The sequence below is a fragment of the Streptomyces sp. NPDC051909 genome, assembly GCF_040681095.1.
Classification (GTDB): Bacteria; Actinomycetota; Actinomycetes; order Streptomycetales; family Streptomycetaceae; genus Streptomyces.
Map to the genome: position 1 here is coordinate 61,028 of NZ_JBFAYA010000019.1, position 15,545 is coordinate 76,572.

Here is a 15,545-nt window from a genome sequence, read left to right on the forward strand (position 1 = left end):
GAGTGACGGCTCGCCCATCCGGATGACGCCCGCCGAAGCCCCAACTAGGGTGCGGCGAAGGCATTCCGGCACTTGGCCCTCCGATCTTGCGATGTCAGTGGCGGGTGCCACAGTGGGGGAGTGAGCAACACCGCCACGGGCCGCACGGGCCGTCCCGACCAGGGCAGGAGGGGGTGATGTACGGCGTGACCGGTACCGGTTCCGCACCCGGCGAGGAGCTCGGCGCACGCGCCGCCCGCTCCCGCGCGCTCGCGGTGCTCCGCGTGCGCGGCAGGGCGCTGGGTCTCGCGGTGCTTCCCGCCGCCGTGGCCGTCGTGCTGTACGCGGGCGGGGTCACCGGCCACTTCACCGGCCCCGGCTGGGACACCGCCCGCTGGGTGGTGACCGCCCTCGCCGTCGTCGTGCTGCTCGTCGCGGCGGCCGTCGCCCTGGTCGTCGCGCGCTCCAAGCCCGCCGTGACGCCGACGGTGGAGCTCGCCGAGAGCGCGGCCCCCGACCTCTACCGGATGGTGCGCGACCTCGCCGACCGGCTCGGCGTGCCCGCGCCCTCCGCGATAGCCCTCACGCCGGACTGCGACAGCTGGCTGGAGGACCGTTCGCACCCGGCCCACCGGACGGCGCACCGGGCGCACGGCGCGCACCGCGCGCACCGCGCCGAGGAGGCGCCCGTCCTGGTGATCGGCTCGCCCTTCCTGTGGTGGATGCGGGTCGCCGAGCTGCGGGCGGTGCTCGCCCCGGTCGTCGCCGGTACGGGCCCGGCCGCGCACCCCGACATAGCCGCCGCCCGCCGCTTCGTGCGCGGGCTCGACGCGGCCGTCGCCGTGCCCCGGCACCCCGGCCTCGACCCGGTGCGCCGGATCGGCGCCCTGGGCGTGGGACGGCTCGCCGGGATCATGCTGCGGGGCTGTCGCGGGCACGCCGCCGAGATGGAGCGGGGCGTCGCCGCGGCCGGCTCCGAGCGCGCCCAGGCCGTGGACTACGGGGTGCGGATCGTGGCCCAGGAGCAGGTCGGCCTCGCCTACGCGGGCTGGGACCGGCTGCTCACCCGGGTCGCGCTGCCCGCCTGGCGGATGGGCCGCTGGCCCGCGCGCCTCGACGCGGGCGTGGTGTCGGCGCTCACGGAGCTGTCCCGCCGCGACCGGCTCGCCGACGGCTTCGCCTCGCGGCTCGGCGAGCGGCCCGCCTGCGACCTCCTGGAGGAGCCGGGCGCGGTCGACGAGGCGACCTCGCTGCTCGCCGCCCGCCTCTTCCACGGCGTGCCGGCCGAGCCGGGCCCGGACTGGGCGCCGGTGGAGTGGAGTGCGTACGCGGAGGAGGTCGTCGACCGGAAGTGGCGTGCCGACGCGGCCCGCCTCCACCAGGTCCTCGACGGGATCGGGGCGGCCACCCCGACCGGGCCGGCCGCGCGCCGGGGCCAGGACGCCCAGGACGCCCCGGATGCCCCCACCCTGGCCCGGATCATGGCCCACCTGACGGCGACCGATCCGCGGGCGGGCCTCGGGGCTCCGGCGCCCGCGCCCGCGCCCGAGGCGCCCGACTCCTCGACCCCCGCGGTCCACGCGGCCTCCGGACCCCACGCCGCCGACCCCGACCCCGACCTCGGTCCCGCTTCTGCCCCGAACCCGCACCCGGGCCTCGACCTGGACTCGGACCCGGACCTCGACCCGGACCTCGACCCGGATTTTGCTCCGGAGCGGGCTCCCGGCACCGAGGCCGCCGACGTGCTCGCCGCGGCGCTCACCGCGCAGACCGTCCGCGAGGAGGAGCGGCGGCCGGTCGCCCCGGCCGCCGAGGGTCCCGACGGGCCGCTGCCGCTGTTCCCGCTCCAGCCGCCCCGTACCGGCCGGGACCTGCTCGCCGACCATGTGGCCGCGATGGTCTGCTGCGCCGCCGTGGACACCGCCGACGCTGCGCCCGGCCTGGACTGGCTGGACGGACCGGCGCTGCTCGTGCGCGGCGAGCGGAGCACGGACCTGGTGCCGGCGGTGCTCTGCCTGGTCGAGGACGGGGACCCGGAGCCGCTGCGGGCCTGGCTGCACCGCACCGGGGTGCGCCCGGAGAAGCCGGTCCGCCTGCTCTGAGGCCCTGCCCGCGGGCGAGCCCACGGGCGTACACCGGGACCCGCCCCCTCCGGAGGGCTGTCTTCCACTCTCGTCAATTCACGACGAAGGGTGACGGAGTGCGTGCGTTATGTGATGTGCTGGAGACCGGCACTGACAGAGGCATCTTCGGCCGTCACCAACGGCGGGCAGACACCAGAGGCACCGAGCGGACGACCGGGGAAGTCGAGGGAGGGGCGCGTCATGGGGACGGAGCAGATCAGGCGGTGGGAGTCCGGCGCGCTCGCGCACGCCGTGTCGGACCCCTTCGGCCAGGGCCCGCTGCCCTGGCTGCGCGGTTCCGAGAACTACTTCGACGACACCGGTCAGCTGGTGCCGTGGTACGCGGACGAGACCCTGACCGGCGGTGGCGGTGGCGGTGTGGGCGGCGGCCCGCGCACCGCCGACGACGTGCACGGCCAGATCAAGGGCTTCGTGTCCAACGGCGCGGTGGCGCCCGGCGAGGCGCTCGACTTCCACATCACCGTGGACCCGCCGCAGCAGTTCTCGGTCGACATCTACCGGATCGGGCACTACGGCGGCGACGGCGCCGCCAAGATCACCACCAGCCCGCGGCTCTCCGGGATCGTCCAGCCCGCCCCGCTGACCGCCGACCGCACCGTCTCCTGCCACCACTGGTGGCAGTCCTGGCGGTTGCAGATCCCCTCCTACTGGTCGATCGGCGCGTACGTCGCCGTGCTCACCACCGTCGGCGGCTACCGCTCCCACATCCCCTTCACCGTCCGCGACGGGCACCCGGCGGACCTGCTGCTCGTCCTGCCGGACGTGACCTGGCAGGCGTACAACCTCTATCCGGAGGACGGCCGGACCGGCGCCAGCCTCTACCACGCCTGGGACGAGGAGGGCCGGCTGCTCGGCGAGGAGGAGGCGGCCGTCACCGTCTCCTTCGACCGCCCCTACGCGGGCGCGGGCCTGCCGCTGCACGTGGGGCACGCGTACGACTTCATCCGCTGGGCCGAGCGGTACGGCTACGACCTGGCGTACGCGGAGACCCGCGACCTGCACGCGGGCCGGGTGGACCCGAGCCGCTACCGGGGCCTGGTCTTCCCGGGCCACGACGAGTACTGGTCGGTGCCGATGCGCCGCACCGTCGAGCTCGCCCGCGACCAGGGCACGTCCCTCGTCCTCCTGTCCGCCAACACGATGTACTGGCAGGTCGAGCTGGCCCCCTCGCCGTCCGGTGCGCCCGACCGGCTGCTCACCTGCCGCAAACGCCGTGGCCCCGGCCGCCCGGCGCTCTGGCGGGAGGTCGACCGGCCGGAGCAGCAGCTGCTCGGCATCCAGTACGCGGGCCGGGTGCCCGAACCGCACCCGATGGTCGTACGGAACGCGGAGCACTGGCTCTGGGAGGCCACCGGCGCGGGCGAGGGCGACGAGATCCCGGGACTGGTCGCCGGAGAGGCCGACCGCTACTTCCCGCGCACCGCGCTCCCGGACCACCAGGGCCGCATCCTCCTCGCCCACTCGCCGTACCGGGACGGCGAGGGCGCGCTGCGGCACCAGGAGACCAGCCTCTACCGGGCCCCGTCCGGCGCCTGGGTCTTCGCCTCGGGCACCTTCGCCTGGTCGCCGGCGCTCGACCGGCCGGGCCATGTGGACCCCCGGATCCAGCGGGCCACCGCGAACCTCCTCGACCGCATCTGCAAGCGGGACTGAGCGCGGACACGGTCGTACGACAGGGGGACTGAGCGCGGGCTCACACGGCCCGGCGGCCGGACCGGCCCCGACGTGCGAGAGAATCGGACCTGCTCCTGGATCAACCTACGCGGAGGAACCGTGTCCGGATTCGTAGAAAAGCCCGAGCCCGTCCAGGTCCCGGGCCTCACCCATCTCCACACGGGCAAGGTCCGCGACCTGTACCGCAACGAGGCGGGCGACCTCGTCATGGTGGCGAGCGACCGCATGTCCGCGTACGACTGGGTGCTGCCCACCGAGATCCCCGACAAGGGCCGCGTCCTCACCAAGCTGTCGCTCTGGTGGTTCGACAAGCTCGCCGACCTGGTCCCCAACCACGTCCTGTCGACCGAGCTCCCGGCCGGCGCGCCCGCCGACTGGGCCGGCCGCACGCTGATCTGCAAGTCCCTGAACATGGTCCCGGTCGAGTGCGTGGCCCGCGGCTACCTCACCGGCTCCGGCCTCGTCGAGTACGACGCGTCCCGCACGGTCTGCGGCCTGGCCCTGCCCGAGGGCCTGACCGACGGCTCCGAGCTGCCCGCGCCGATCTTCACCCCGGCGACCAAGGCCGCCGTCGGCGACCACGACGAGAACGTGTCGTACGAGGAGGTCGCCCGCCAGGTCGGCGCCGAGACCGCCGCGCTGCTTCGCCAGACGACCCTCGCCGTGTACTCCCGGGCCCGCGACATCGCCCGCGAGCGGGGGATCATCCTGGCGGACACGAAGTTCGAGTTCGGCTTCGAGTCCACCGCGGAGGGCCAGACCCTCGTCCTCGCCGACGAGGTCCTCACCCCGGACTCCTCGCGCTTCTGGCCGGCCGACCAGTGGCAGCCGGGCCGCGCCCAGCCCTCGTACGACAAGCAGTTCGTGCGCGACTGGCTGACCTCGCCGGCCTCCGGCTGGGACCGCAAGAGCGAGCAGCCGCCGCCCGCGCTCCCCACGGAGATCGTGGAGAAGACCCGCGCCAAGTACACCGAGGCCTACGAGCTCCTCACCGGCCAGGCCTGGTCCTAGGCATTCCGCCGTGGCCTGTCCGGCCCTGATCCGCCGGGCAGGCGCCCTGGTCCGCCGGGCAGGCCCTGCTCCCTGGGAACGAGAAAGCCCCCGGTCGGATCGACCGGGGGCTTTCTGTATGGAGCGGACGACGAGATTCGAACTCGCGACCCTCACCTTGGCAAGGTGATGCTCTACCAACTGAGCCACGTCCGCATGCGCCGTAGCGCGCTGCTAACTATACCCAACCTTTCGCGCGGGCGAGACGCACCGCCGTGTGCCGGTTCTCGGCGCCGAGTTTCGCGGCGGCGGAGGAGAGGTAGTTGCGCACGGTTCCGGGGGACAGCACGGCGCGCTCCGCGATCTCCGCCACGGGTGCCCCGTCGGCGGCGAGTTCGAGCACCTCGGCCTCCCGCGCGGTGAGCGGCGAGTCCCCGGCGGCGATCGCGTCGGCCGCCAACTCCGGGTCCACATAACGGTTTCCGGCGTGCACGGTACGGATCAGCTCGGCCAGTCGCCGGGCGCTGACCGTCTTCGGGACGAAGCCGCGGACGCCGGCGGCGAGGGCCCGCTTGAGGTGCCCGGGACGCCCGTGACCGGTCACGATCATCGTGCGGCAGTCCGGGAGTTCGTCCCGGATCGATGTGGCGACCGTCACACCGTCGGCGCCCGGCATCTGCAGGTCGAGCACGGCGACGTCGGGCCGGTGGGCGCGCGCCATCGCGAGCGCCTCGGGGCCGGAGGCCGCCTCGGCCACGACGACCAGGTCGTCCTCCAGGCCGAGCAGTGCGGCGAGCGCGCCGCGGATCAGATGCTCGTCGTCGGCGAGCAGGACGCGGACGGGGACGGGGACGCGGACGGGCTCGGTCACAGGACCGTCTCCTCTTCGGATCGGGCGCGATGCGCGGTACGCGGCGCGGGCAGCGGCACCCGGGCGGTGACGCGGAAGGACTGCGGGGCCACCGGGCCGGCCTCCAGGGCGCCGTCCACCGCGCCGAGCCGTTCCCGGAGCCCGGCGAGGCCGGACCCGGTACTGGACCCAGTACCGGATGCGACCCCGAACCCGGTCCCGGTCCCGGTCCCGGACCCGGTGCCGGTGCCGCCCGGCGTGCCGGAGCCCGGGGTGCCGGAGCCCGGGGTGCCGCCGGAGACCCGAGCCCCGTCCCGTACCCCCGCCCCGTCCCGTTCGGCAGCGGCATCCGCACCGTCGTTCTCCACGGTCAGCACCACCGCGCCGTCCACCGCCCCCAGGCTGATCACGCAGCGCCCGGCGTCGCCGTGCCGCAGCACGTTGGTGGTGGCCTCCCGGACGACCCACCCGAGCGCCGACTCCACGGTGGCGGACAGGTCGAGTTCGGGCGCGTCGACGGCGCAGGCGATGCCGGCGGCGGCCAGGACGCCCCGGGCGCCCTCCAGTTCCGTCCGCAGGTCGGCCGCGCGGTAGCCGCGCACCACCTCGCGCAGCTCGCGCTGCGACTCCCGGGAGATCCGCTGCACCTCGGTCATCTGGTCCACGGCCGCCTCGGGCCGGCCGCGCCGGGAGAGCTGCACGGCGAGCTCGCTCTTGAGCGCGATCACCGACAGATCGCGGCCCATGACGTCGTGCAGGTCGCGCCCGAAGCGGAGACGTTCCTCGGCGACGGCGAGCCGCGCCTTCAGCTCGCGGGACCGCTCCAGCTCCCAGACGATCCGCACCAGCCAGCCGGAGAAGCCGCAGGCGCCGGCCAGTCCGTAGCCGCCGAGCAGCACGCCGACGGCGAGGCCGACCGCCGGGGCGAGTCCGATGCCGCACAGCGCGCCCAGGGCGCCGACGGCGACCGCGGTCGCGGGGACCGCGTACAGGATGCGCCGCACCTGGGCCACGCAGAGCGCCAGGGTGCCGAGGGCGAAGCTGACGAGCCCGACCGAGACGCCGGCGACCATCGACGCGTCGTGGATCAGCCCGGTCCGAAGTAGGACGAGCGCCCCGACGACCTCGCCGGCGGTCAGCGCGACCAGTGCGCCGACGAGCCGGGTGGGGTGCTCGCGCCGGTCGAGTCCCCAGTCCAGGGCGCGGGAGGCGACCACGGCGCCGAGGACGGCGTGCACGCAGGTCACCAGGATCAGCGCCGCCGCGCCCCCCGCGCCCAGCGGGCTGTCGGCGGCCCGGCCGATCGGCAGGCCGGCGAGCGCGACGATCTCCAGCGGCGCGAACGCGTGGAAGGTCCACCGGGTGTACAGCTCGACCTTGGCCGCGCTGCTGCGCCCGCTCCACCATCCGGTCAGCCTCGACACGACTACCGCCCCCTCGTCTTCCCCGGTGCCGGTCCCCTGCCGGCGTACCGGCGCGGTCCCCTACCGGCCCGAATCCCTACCGGCCCGATTCCCTACCGGCGCGGTTCCCAGCGGAACCACTTCCGCACAGCAAACACGCTGATCACGATCCAGGCCACCGTGGTCAGGGCCGCGCCAAGGAGCCCCTTCCCGTCTTCGACGCCGAGCCAGCCGGCCCGTACGAGCTCCATGGCGCCGCTCAGCGGAAGCAGCGAGCAGACCGCGGCGACCGGGTCGGGCAGCGATTCGGCCGGGACGATCAGGCCCGAGCTCATGGTGGAGAGGAGGAAGAAGGGGAGGGTGGTCAGGCCCGCGCTCTCGACGGTGCGGGTGATCACGGTGGTGAGGGCGGCGAGCGCGGCGAGCAGCGGTACGGCTCCGAGCACGCCGAGGACCAGCAGGTCGGGGCGGCGCGGGGCGGCGGTGTCGAGGACGGCGGGGCCGAGCGCGCTGAGCACGGCGCACTGGACGAGGGCGATGACGACGGCCGGGAGGGCGCCGCCGGCCAGGATCTCGGCGTCGCGGGCCTCGCCGGTGCGCAGCCGCTTGAGCACGAGTTCCTCGCGGCGGGCGACGTAGGTGGAGACCAGGCTCATGTAGACGACGAGCATCAGGACCATGCCGGTGCCGCCGACCAGGGTGGCCGCGGCGATGCCCATGGGCAGGCGCTCCGCGCCGCCCGTGCCGCCGCCGAGTCCGGTGAGCGAGGAGCGCAGCAGGAAGATCATCAGCACCGGCATGAGCAGCGCGACGAAGAGGGTGTTGCGGTTGCGCCCGAGGAGGGTGAGTTCGGCCCGGCCGAGGGCGGTCAGGCGGGCGACGGCGGCGGCGTTCATCGGACCTCTTCCAGGTGGGCGTCGTCGTGAGAGGGGTCGAGGGAGTCGGCGCGGGAGGCGATCTCCAGGAAGGCCTCTTCGAGGGAGGCGGAGCGGGCGTCGAGCCCGTCGAGCCGTACGTGTTCGGCGGCGGCCCAGCCGAGGAGTTCGCCGAGCGCGTTCTGGAGGTCGTACGTACGGATCTCGACGCGCGGGCCGTCGGCGGCGGCCTTGAGGCCGAGCGGGAGCCGGGCGGGGGCGATGCCCTCGGGGAGCCGGAAGCGGATCCGGGCGGGGCGGGCGGCGGTGACCTCGGCGGGGGTGCCGGCGGTGACGATCCGGCCGCGGTGCATGATCGCGAGCCGGTCGGCGAGGCTCTCGGCCTCCTCCAGGTAGTGGGTGGTGAGGAGGACGGTGGTGCCGCCGTCGCGCAGTCGGCGCACCAGGTCCCAGGTGTCGCGGCGGCCCTCGGCGTCCAGACCGGTGGTGGGCTCGTCGAGGAAGAGCACCTCGGGCCGGCCGATCAGGGCGAGCGCGAGGTCGAGCCGGCGCCGCTCGCCGCCGGAGAGCTGTTTGACGCGGACGCCGGCCCGGTGGGTGAGGCCGACGGTGTCCAGAGCCTCGGCGACCGGGCGGGCGCCGGTGGTGCAGCCGGCCCACATCCGCGCGGTCTCGGCGGCGGTGAGGTCGGAGGGGAAGCCGCCTTCCTGGAGCATCATCCCGATGCGGGGGCGGACGGCGGCGCGTTCGCGGTACGGGTCGTGGCCGAGGACCCGGACGGTGCCGCGGGTGGGTGCGGCGAGCCCTTCGAGGAGTTCGACGGTGGAGGTCTTTCCCGCGCCGTTGGTGCCGAGCAGGGCGAAGACCTCGCCGCGCGGCACGGTGAAGGAGATGCCCCCGACGGCCTCGAAGCCGCCGGAGTAGGTCCGGTGGAGGCCGTCCGCCTCGATCACGTTCGTCATGACACCAGGCTCGGCCCGGTTCCGGGCCGTCGGCAGTGCGCGCTGTCATCGCCCCGCCTGACAAATGTCATACGAGGCGGAGCCGACGAGGTCCGAGAGCCGACGAGGACCGGGAAACGACGAGGACCGGGAAACGACGAAGGCCCCGGTTCCTGAGAACCGGGGCCTTCGCTCCCTGAGCGGACGACGAGATTCGAACTCGCGACCCTCACCTTGGCAAGGTGATGCTCTACCAACTGAGCCACGTCCGCATTGCCTCCGCCAGGCTTTCACCGGGCGGCGCGTGCACCACTCTACCTGATGCACCGGAGTGCTCGGTAACCGTGGTGCAGAGAGCGGGTGACAGGGATCGCACACTGCGGCTTCCCTCTGGAAGAGGGCTGTTCTACTACTGAACTACACCCGCACGCTCTGCTTGTGGGACTCGGCTTTTCGGCCTCGCCCCTCGGCGTGATCCAGACTCTAGCGGATCATGGGGGGGTGAGCGCAAATCCGGGTCAGCTCGCCGCCTGGAACGCCTCGTAGATGCGCTTGGGGATCCGGCCGCGCGCGGGGACCTCCAGCTTGTTGGACTGGGCCCAGGCGCGGACCGCGGCCGGGTCCGGGGCGAGCGCGGTGTGCTTGAGCGGGACCGTGGCGGTCCGGGCGCCGGATTTCCCGCCGCCCTTGTGACCTGCGGCACGAACGGTGCGGCCGGCGGCCAGGTAGGGGGCGAGGACCTTGCGCAGTTTCTTTGCATTGGCGGGATTCAGGTCGATCTCGTACATCTTCCCGTCCAGGCCGAACGCGACCGTTTCCGCCGCTTCTCCGCCGTCGATGTCGTCGAAGAGAGTGACCACTACTCGCTGAGCCACGGATATCGGTCCTTTCCTGCGGATCGCCGTGTCGTCTGAGGGGGTTGGCACCGCTTTGACGTGCGGCGATGCCGATGCGTCGGCCATCCGGGGACAAAATTGCGTTCCTCTGCATTCCTTTGTACAGCGAATGGTGTCGCAGGGGGAAGCCCAGGCAATTGTTTCCGCGTGTCACGGGTGGTGATGAGTATTCCGCCCGAATTCACCAGGCAGGCTTGTTTCGGCGCCCTTTGTAGGATCCTTCAGACTTCTACCCGCGTAGAATTTGGAGGCAGGTACGCTGAGGGAACCGCCCACGCAACACACCACCGGGAGTGCCAGTGGCACGCGTCGTAGTCGACGTCATGCTCAAGCCGGAGATCCTCGACCCGCAGGGACAGGCGGTGCAGCGTGCACTGCCCCGCCTCGGATTCGACGGGATCGCCGACGTCCGCCAGGGGAAGCGCTTCGAGCTGGAGGTGGAGGGACCGGTCGACGAGGCCGCCCTCGCCCGCATCCATGAGATGGCCGAAACCTTCCTTGCCAACACCGTGATCGAGGACTTCACCGTGAAGGTGGAGTCGTGACCGCACGCATCGGCGTCGTCACGTTCCCCGGAACGCTGGACGATCAGGACGCGCTGCGCGCCGCCCGCCTCGCGGGCGCCGAGCCCGTCTCGCTGTGGCACCGCGACAAGGACCTCAAGCAGGTCGACGCGGTGGTCCTCGCGGGCGGCTTCTCCTACGGCGACTATCTGCGGGCCGGAGCCATCTCCCGCTTCTCGCCGGTGATGGAGACGATCATCGAACAGGCGAAGGCGGGCATGCCCGTCCTCGGCATCTGCAACGGCTTCCAGATCCTCACCGAGGCCCACCTGCTGCCGGGCGCCATGCTGCGCAACAACCACCTGCACTTCATCTGCCGCGACCAGAAGCTGCGGGTGGAGAACGCGGAGACCGCCTGGACCTCGGACTACACCGAGGGCCAGGAGATCGAGGTCCCGCTCAAGAACATGGACGGCCGGTACGTCGCCGACGAGCGCACGCTCGACGAGCTGGAGGCCGAGGGGCGGGTGGCCTTCCGCTACCTGGACATGAACCCCAACGGCTCCCTGCGCGACATCGCGGGCATCACCAACGCCGCGGGCAACGTCGTCGGCCTCATGCCGCACCCCGAGCACGCCGTCGAGCCGCTGATCGGAACCGGCAAGACCGACGGTCTCGGTTTCTTCACCTCGATCCTCAAGAAGCTGGTCAACGCCTGATGAGCCTCGACACCGTCAAGCACGCCACCGAGACGCCCGACGTCGAGCAGCCCTGGAAGGAACTCGGCCTCAAGGAGGACGAGTACGCGCGCATCCGCGAGATCCTCGGCCGCCGTCCCACGGGTGCCGAGCTCGCCATGTACTCCGTCATGTGGTCCGAGCACTGCTCCTACAAGAGCAGCAAGGTCCACCTGAAGCAGTTCGGCGAGAAGGCCCCGCAGAACGACGCCATGCTCGTCGGCATCGGCGAGAACGCGGGCGTCGTCGACGTCGGCCAGGGTTACGCGGTCACCTTCAAGGTCGAGTCGCACAACCACCCCTCGTACATCGAGCCCTACCAGGGCGCGGCCACCGGCGTCGGCGGCATCGTCCGCGACATCCTCGCCATGGGTGCCCGCCCGGTCGCCGTGGTCGACCCGCTGCGCTTCGGCGCCGCCGACCACCCCGACACCAAGCGCGTGCTGCCCGGTGTCGTCGCCGGCATCGGCGGCTACGGCAACTGCCTGGGTCTGCCCAACATCGGCGGCGAGGTCGTCTTCGACTCCTGCTACCAGGGCAACCCGCTGGTCAACGCCGGCTGCATCGGCGTGATGAAGCACGAGGACATCCACCTCGCCAAGGCCTCCGGCCCCGGCAACAAGGTCATCCTCTACGGCGCCCGCACCGGCGGCGACGGCATCGGCGGCGTGTCCGTCCTCGCCTCGGAGACCTTCGACGACAGCAAGCCGACGAAGCGCCCGGCGGTCCAGGTCGGCGACCCGTTCCAGGAGAAGCTCCTCATCGAGTGCACCCTGGAGATCTTCCAGGAGAAGCTGGTCGCGGGCATCCAGGACCTCGGCGGCGCCGGTCTGTCCTGCGCCACCTCCGAGCTGGCCTCCGCCGGCACCGGCGGTATGCGGGTCGACCTGGAGAAGGTGCACCTGCGCGACGCGACGCTCTCGCCCGAGGAGATCCTCATGAGCGAGTCGCAGGAGCGCATGTGCGCGATCGTCGAGCCGCAGCACGTCGACCGCTTCCTGGAGATCTGCGAGAAGTGGGACGTCATCGCGGTCGTCATCGGCGAGGTGACCGACGGCGAGCGCCTGGAGATCTTCTGGCACGGCGAGCAGATCGTCGACGTCCCGCCGCGCACGGTCGCCCACGAGGGCCCGGTCTACCAGCGCCCGTTCGCCCGCCCGGAGTGGCAGGACGCGCTCCAGGCCGACGACGCCGGCAAGCTGGCCCGCCCGCAGGACGGCGCCGAGCTGAAGGACCAGGTCCTCAGACTGGTCGGCTCCCCGAACCAGGCCTCCAAGTCCTGGATCACCGACCAGTACGACCGCTTCGTGCAGGGCAACACCGTGCTCGCCCAGCCCGAGGACGCCGGCATGGTCCGCATCGACGAGGAGACCAACCTCGGCGTGGCCATGGCGACCGACGGCAACGGCCGGTACGCCAAGCTCGACCCGTACACCGGCGCCCAGCTCGCGCTGGCGGAGGCGTACCGCAACGTCGCCGCCTCCGGCGCCAGGCCGCTCGCCATCTCCGACTGCCTGAACTTCGGCTCGCCCGAGGACCCGGCCGTCATGTGGCAGTTCGCCGAGGCCACCCGCGGTCTCGCGGACGGCTGTCTGCAGCTCGGCACCCCGGTCACCGGCGGCAACGTGTCGCTGTACAACCAGACCGGTGACGTGGCCATCCACCCGACGCCCGTCGTGGCCGTCCTCGGTGTGATCGACGACGTCACCCGCCGCACCCCGATCGCCTTCGCGGAAGAGGGCCAGCTCCTCTACCTGCTCGGCGACACCAAGGAGGAGTTCGGCGGTTCGGCCTGGTCCGAGGTGATCCACCAGCACCTCGGCGGTCTGCCGCCGGCCGTGGACCTCGACCGGGAGAAGCTGCTCGGCGAGATCCTGATCTCGGCCTCGCGCGACGGCATGATCGACGCGGCCCACGACCTGTCCGACGGCGGTCTGGTCCAGGCGGTCGTCGAGTCCTGTCTGCGCGGCGGCAACGGCGCGCGCCTGGTCGTGCCCGAGGGCACCGACGCCTTCACGCTCCTCTTCAGCGAGTCGGCCGGCCGCGCGGTCGTGTCCGTCCCGCGCAGCGAGGAGCTCCGCTTCACCGACATGTGCGCCGCCCGGGGCCTCCCGGCGACCCGCATCGGTGTCGTCGACGGCGACTCGGTGGACGTGCAGGGCGAGTTCAGCGCCTCCCTGGAGGAGCTGCGCGCCGCGCACGAGGGGACGATCCCGGGCCTGCTGGCCTGACGTTCGTCCCGTACGGATCTCGTACGGAACGAAGCCCCCGCATCAGACGGTGCGGGGGCTTCGTGCTGTCCGCCGCGTTCAGCCGGTGCCCCAGAAGGAGTCCGACTCGACGATGTCCGCGACGCATTCGTCGATGTCGGAGATCTTGCCGCCGATCATGGTGAAGAAGAGGCCGCCCTCCATCTCGATGCCCCGGTCGTTCCGGTCGGCGTGCCACTTGTGGACGGACATGGCGTGACCCCTGCCGTCCGGGTAGACGCCCTTCAGCTCGACGCGGAAGGTGCCGTCGGTGAGCTCCATGAGCTGCCCGTAGTGGGCGAGGACGTTGTCCCGGCCCTTGAAGTGCCCGGACATCTGGCTCTCGCCGGGCGAGTGGTGAGTGCAGTCGCTGGTCATCAGGGAGGCGAGCGTCTCCATGTCACCGGTGGTGAACGCTTCGTAGCCCCGGCGTACCAGGGCGGCATCGGGGTGCTCGTGATGGGTCATGGTCCCGGCACTGCCTTTCGTGAGGGGATGTCCGAGGTCCCCCTCCGTGGTCCCCCTCCTTCAAGTCTCAGCGTTAGCCTCGGCCCATGCCACCCGCCAAGAAGCGCCTCCGGAAGTACGACTCCGCCAAGACCCGCGCCGCTGTGCTCGCCCAGGCCGGGCACGTACGGGACGCGGTGTCCGCGCTGCCGCCGGAGGTGCTCGCGCGGCCGACGCGGCTCGGCGGGTGGACCGTGCGCGAGCTGGTCGCGCATCTGACGATGGTGCTCGCCTCGCTCTCCCGGAAGCTCGCGGAGCCCGAGCCGGCCCGGCACGAACTCGCGCTCCTGGACTGGCCGCTCGCCACGGCGTCCGGCGCGGCCGGCATCGACGAGGACACCCGGGCGCTGGCCGCGGAGGACGATCTCGTGGGGGACCCGGCGGGGGCGTACGAGCGGACGCGGGCGGTCTTCGAGGAGCGGCTCGCGGGCGCGTCCGACGAGCGGCTCGTCCCGACCCGGTTCGGCGCGATGCGGCTCGGCGACTTCCTGGTCACCCGGACCGTCGAACTCGTCGTCCACACCGACGACCTGAACGCGGCGACCGGTCCTGACGTCCCCGACGTCCCCTTCGACCGGCAGGCGCTCGCCGCCTGCACCCGGCTGCTCGCCGACGCCCTCGCCGCGAAGGCCCCCGGCGGCGCGGTGGAGGTGCGGGTCCCGCCGTACGCGGTGGTGCAGTGCGTCGAGGGTCCCCGGCACACCCGTGGCACCCCGCCGAACGTGGTCGAGACGGACCCGCTGACCTGGGTGCGGCTCGCGACGGGCCGGACGGACTGGGCGGCGGAGCTGGACGCGGCGCGGGTCAGCGCGAGCGGGGAGCGGGCCGATCTGGGCGGGCTGCTGCCGCTGATGGGCTGACCCGGAACCGTGGTCGACCCGGAACCGTGGTCGACCCGGAATCGTGGACGCCCCGGAACCGTACGGCTGCGGCCTCCGTCCCACCGCCATGAAGAAGCCGTGGGTCCTCGCTGGAACAGCCGGAACAGCTCTCGCTCTCCTCCTCTCCGCCTGCGGTACGACGGAGGGCACGCGCCCCGGCGGCGGCGCCGGCACGCCCGACCTGCCTGTCGCGGGCACGCACTGGACGATCGCCGCGGCCACGGCGGACGGCGTCCGGTCGGTGGCCCCGGGCGGCGCGCAGCTGGACTTCGAGAAGAACGGCCAGGCCCACGGGACCTCCGGCTGCAACGGCTTCGGCGCCGAGGTCGCCGTGAAGGGCGACACCCTCACCGTCTCCCTGGGCCCGGTCACGGCCATCGGCTGCCCTGCCGACCGGCAGCGGTTCGAGACGGCGCTGCTCAAGGCGTTCACCGGCGAGCTCAAGGGGAAGCAGAGCGGGGCGTCACTGGTCCTCGCCTCGGCCGACGGGCGCAACAGCGTGGAGCTGACCGCCGAGCCGGATGCGCCGCTGCTCGGCACCACCTGGAAGGTCGACGGTCTCGTCTCGGGCGACACCGCCTCCTCCCTGCCCGCCGGCAGCGGGACCAAGGCGCGGCTCGTCCTCGGTGCCGACGGCCGGGCCACCGGCAATCTGGGCTGCAACAACTTCTCCGCGGCCGTCCGGGTCGACGAGAAGGCCCGGACCCTCACCGTCGAGGGCCCGGCGGCGACGACCCGGATGATCTGCACGGGTCCGCAGATGGCCCTTGAGACGCGGCTGTACGAGCTCCTCGACGGCCCGCTCGCCTATCGGCTGAACCACCGAATGCTGACCCTCACCGACGCCTTGGGAGAGGGCCTCACGGCGACCGCGACCGCCCGCTGAGCGGACACGGACTGCGGCGTCCGTCACATC

14 protein-coding genes and 3 tRNA genes are annotated in these 15,545 nt (G+C 72.8%); 8 read left to right on the forward strand and 9 right to left on the reverse strand.

The features are described from left to right. Nucleotides 1–176 precede the first annotated feature (176 nt). From AB0M18_RS27100 to AB0M18_RS27110, 3 genes are all read left to right on the forward strand, one after another. Nucleotides 177–2,081, forward strand: coding sequence for a hypothetical protein (locus AB0M18_RS27100; RefSeq protein WP_365762400.1), 1,905 nt, complete (start codon nt 177–179; stop codon nt 2,079–2,081). A 222-nt stretch (nt 2,082–2,303) separates the two neighbouring features. Continuing rightward, entirely contained in the window at nt 2,304–3,776 is a 1,473-nt protein-coding gene (locus AB0M18_RS27105; protein ID WP_365762402.1) for a N,N-dimethylformamidase beta subunit family domain-containing protein, read from the forward strand. Between the two features lie 120 nt (nt 3,777–3,896). Further along, complete coding sequence (locus AB0M18_RS27110) at nt 3,897–4,808, forward strand: phosphoribosylaminoimidazolesuccinocarboxamide synthase (protein WP_365762404.1); 912 nt, start codon at nt 3,897–3,899, stop codon at nt 4,806–4,808. 119 nt (nt 4,809–4,927) lie between these two features. Here AB0M18_RS27110 and AB0M18_RS27115 read toward each other — a convergent pair. From AB0M18_RS27115 to AB0M18_RS27150, 8 genes are all read right to left on the reverse strand, one after another. Beyond that, nucleotides 4,928–5,003 (reverse strand) — tRNA-Gly (locus AB0M18_RS27115). 22 nt (nt 5,004–5,025) lie between these two features. Continuing rightward, nucleotides 5,026–5,658, reverse strand: coding sequence for a response regulator transcription factor (locus AB0M18_RS27120; protein ID WP_365762406.1), 633 nt, complete (start codon nt 5,656–5,658; stop codon nt 5,026–5,028). After that, nucleotides 5,655–7,061 (reverse strand): histidine kinase, encoded by a 1,407-nt coding sequence (locus tag AB0M18_RS27125; protein ID WP_365762408.1) that lies wholly within the window; start codon nt 7,059–7,061, stop codon nt 5,655–5,657. The genes AB0M18_RS27120 and AB0M18_RS27125 overlap by 4 nt, the downstream gene beginning before the upstream one ends. Nucleotides 7,062–7,153: 92 nt before the next feature. Further along, nucleotides 7,154–7,936, reverse strand: coding sequence for an ABC transporter permease (locus tag AB0M18_RS27130; protein ID WP_365762410.1), 783 nt, complete (start codon nt 7,934–7,936; stop codon nt 7,154–7,156). After that, nucleotides 7,933–8,877, reverse strand: a complete 945-nt coding sequence (locus AB0M18_RS27135; RefSeq protein ID WP_365762412.1) for an ABC transporter ATP-binding protein — start codon at nt 8,875–8,877, stop codon at nt 7,933–7,935. Before AB0M18_RS27135 ends, AB0M18_RS27130 begins: the two co-directional genes overlap by 4 nt. 178 nt (nt 8,878–9,055) lie before the next feature. Continuing rightward, nucleotides 9,056–9,128: transfer RNA gene (locus tag AB0M18_RS27140), tRNA-Gly, on the reverse strand. A gap of 83 nt (nt 9,129–9,211) precedes the next feature. After that, nucleotides 9,212–9,283: transfer RNA gene (locus AB0M18_RS27145), tRNA-Gly, on the reverse strand. 91 nt (nt 9,284–9,374) lie between these two features. Then, nucleotides 9,375–9,731, reverse strand: a complete 357-nt coding sequence (locus tag AB0M18_RS27150; RefSeq protein WP_365762414.1) for an Lsr2 family protein — start codon at nt 9,729–9,731, stop codon at nt 9,375–9,377. A gap of 320 nt (nt 9,732–10,051) precedes the next feature. Here AB0M18_RS27150 and purS point away from each other — a divergent pair, with 320 nt between their 5' ends. Genes purS through purL form a run of 3 tightly spaced genes read left to right on the forward strand, consistent with a single transcriptional unit; the run spans nt 10,052 to nt 13,223 of the window. Next, entirely contained in the window at nt 10,052–10,297 is a 246-nt protein-coding gene (gene purS / locus AB0M18_RS27155; RefSeq protein ID WP_137994413.1) for a phosphoribosylformylglycinamidine synthase subunit PurS, read from the forward strand. Next, complete coding sequence (gene purQ, locus AB0M18_RS27160; protein ID WP_265861196.1) at nt 10,294–10,974, forward strand: phosphoribosylformylglycinamidine synthase subunit PurQ; 681 nt, start codon at nt 10,294–10,296, stop codon at nt 10,972–10,974. Before purS ends, purQ begins: the two co-directional genes overlap by 4 nt. Further along, complete coding sequence (gene purL, locus AB0M18_RS27165) at nt 10,974–13,223, forward strand: phosphoribosylformylglycinamidine synthase subunit PurL (protein WP_365762416.1); 2,250 nt, start codon at nt 10,974–10,976, stop codon at nt 13,221–13,223. The genes purQ and purL overlap by 1 nt, the downstream gene beginning before the upstream one ends. A gap of 78 nt (nt 13,224–13,301) precedes the next feature. Here the strand turns inward: purL and AB0M18_RS27170 are convergent, their stop codons facing one another. After that, nucleotides 13,302–13,709, reverse strand: coding sequence for a nuclear transport factor 2 family protein (locus AB0M18_RS27170; protein ID WP_365762418.1), 408 nt, complete (start codon nt 13,707–13,709; stop codon nt 13,302–13,304). A gap of 86 nt (nt 13,710–13,795) precedes the next feature. On the opposite strand from AB0M18_RS27170, the gene AB0M18_RS27175 reads away from it, so the two are divergent. Continuing rightward, entirely contained in the window at nt 13,796–14,608 is an 813-nt protein-coding gene (locus tag AB0M18_RS27175) for a sterol carrier family protein (protein ID WP_365762420.1), read from the forward strand. 43 nt (nt 14,609–14,651) lie between these two features. Then, the gene (locus AB0M18_RS27180) at nt 14,652–15,515 is read left to right on the forward strand and encodes an META domain-containing protein (protein ID WP_365762422.1); all 864 of its coding nucleotides are present in this window, start codon (nt 14,652–14,654) and stop codon (nt 15,513–15,515) included. Nucleotides 15,516–15,545 lie beyond the last annotated feature (30 nt).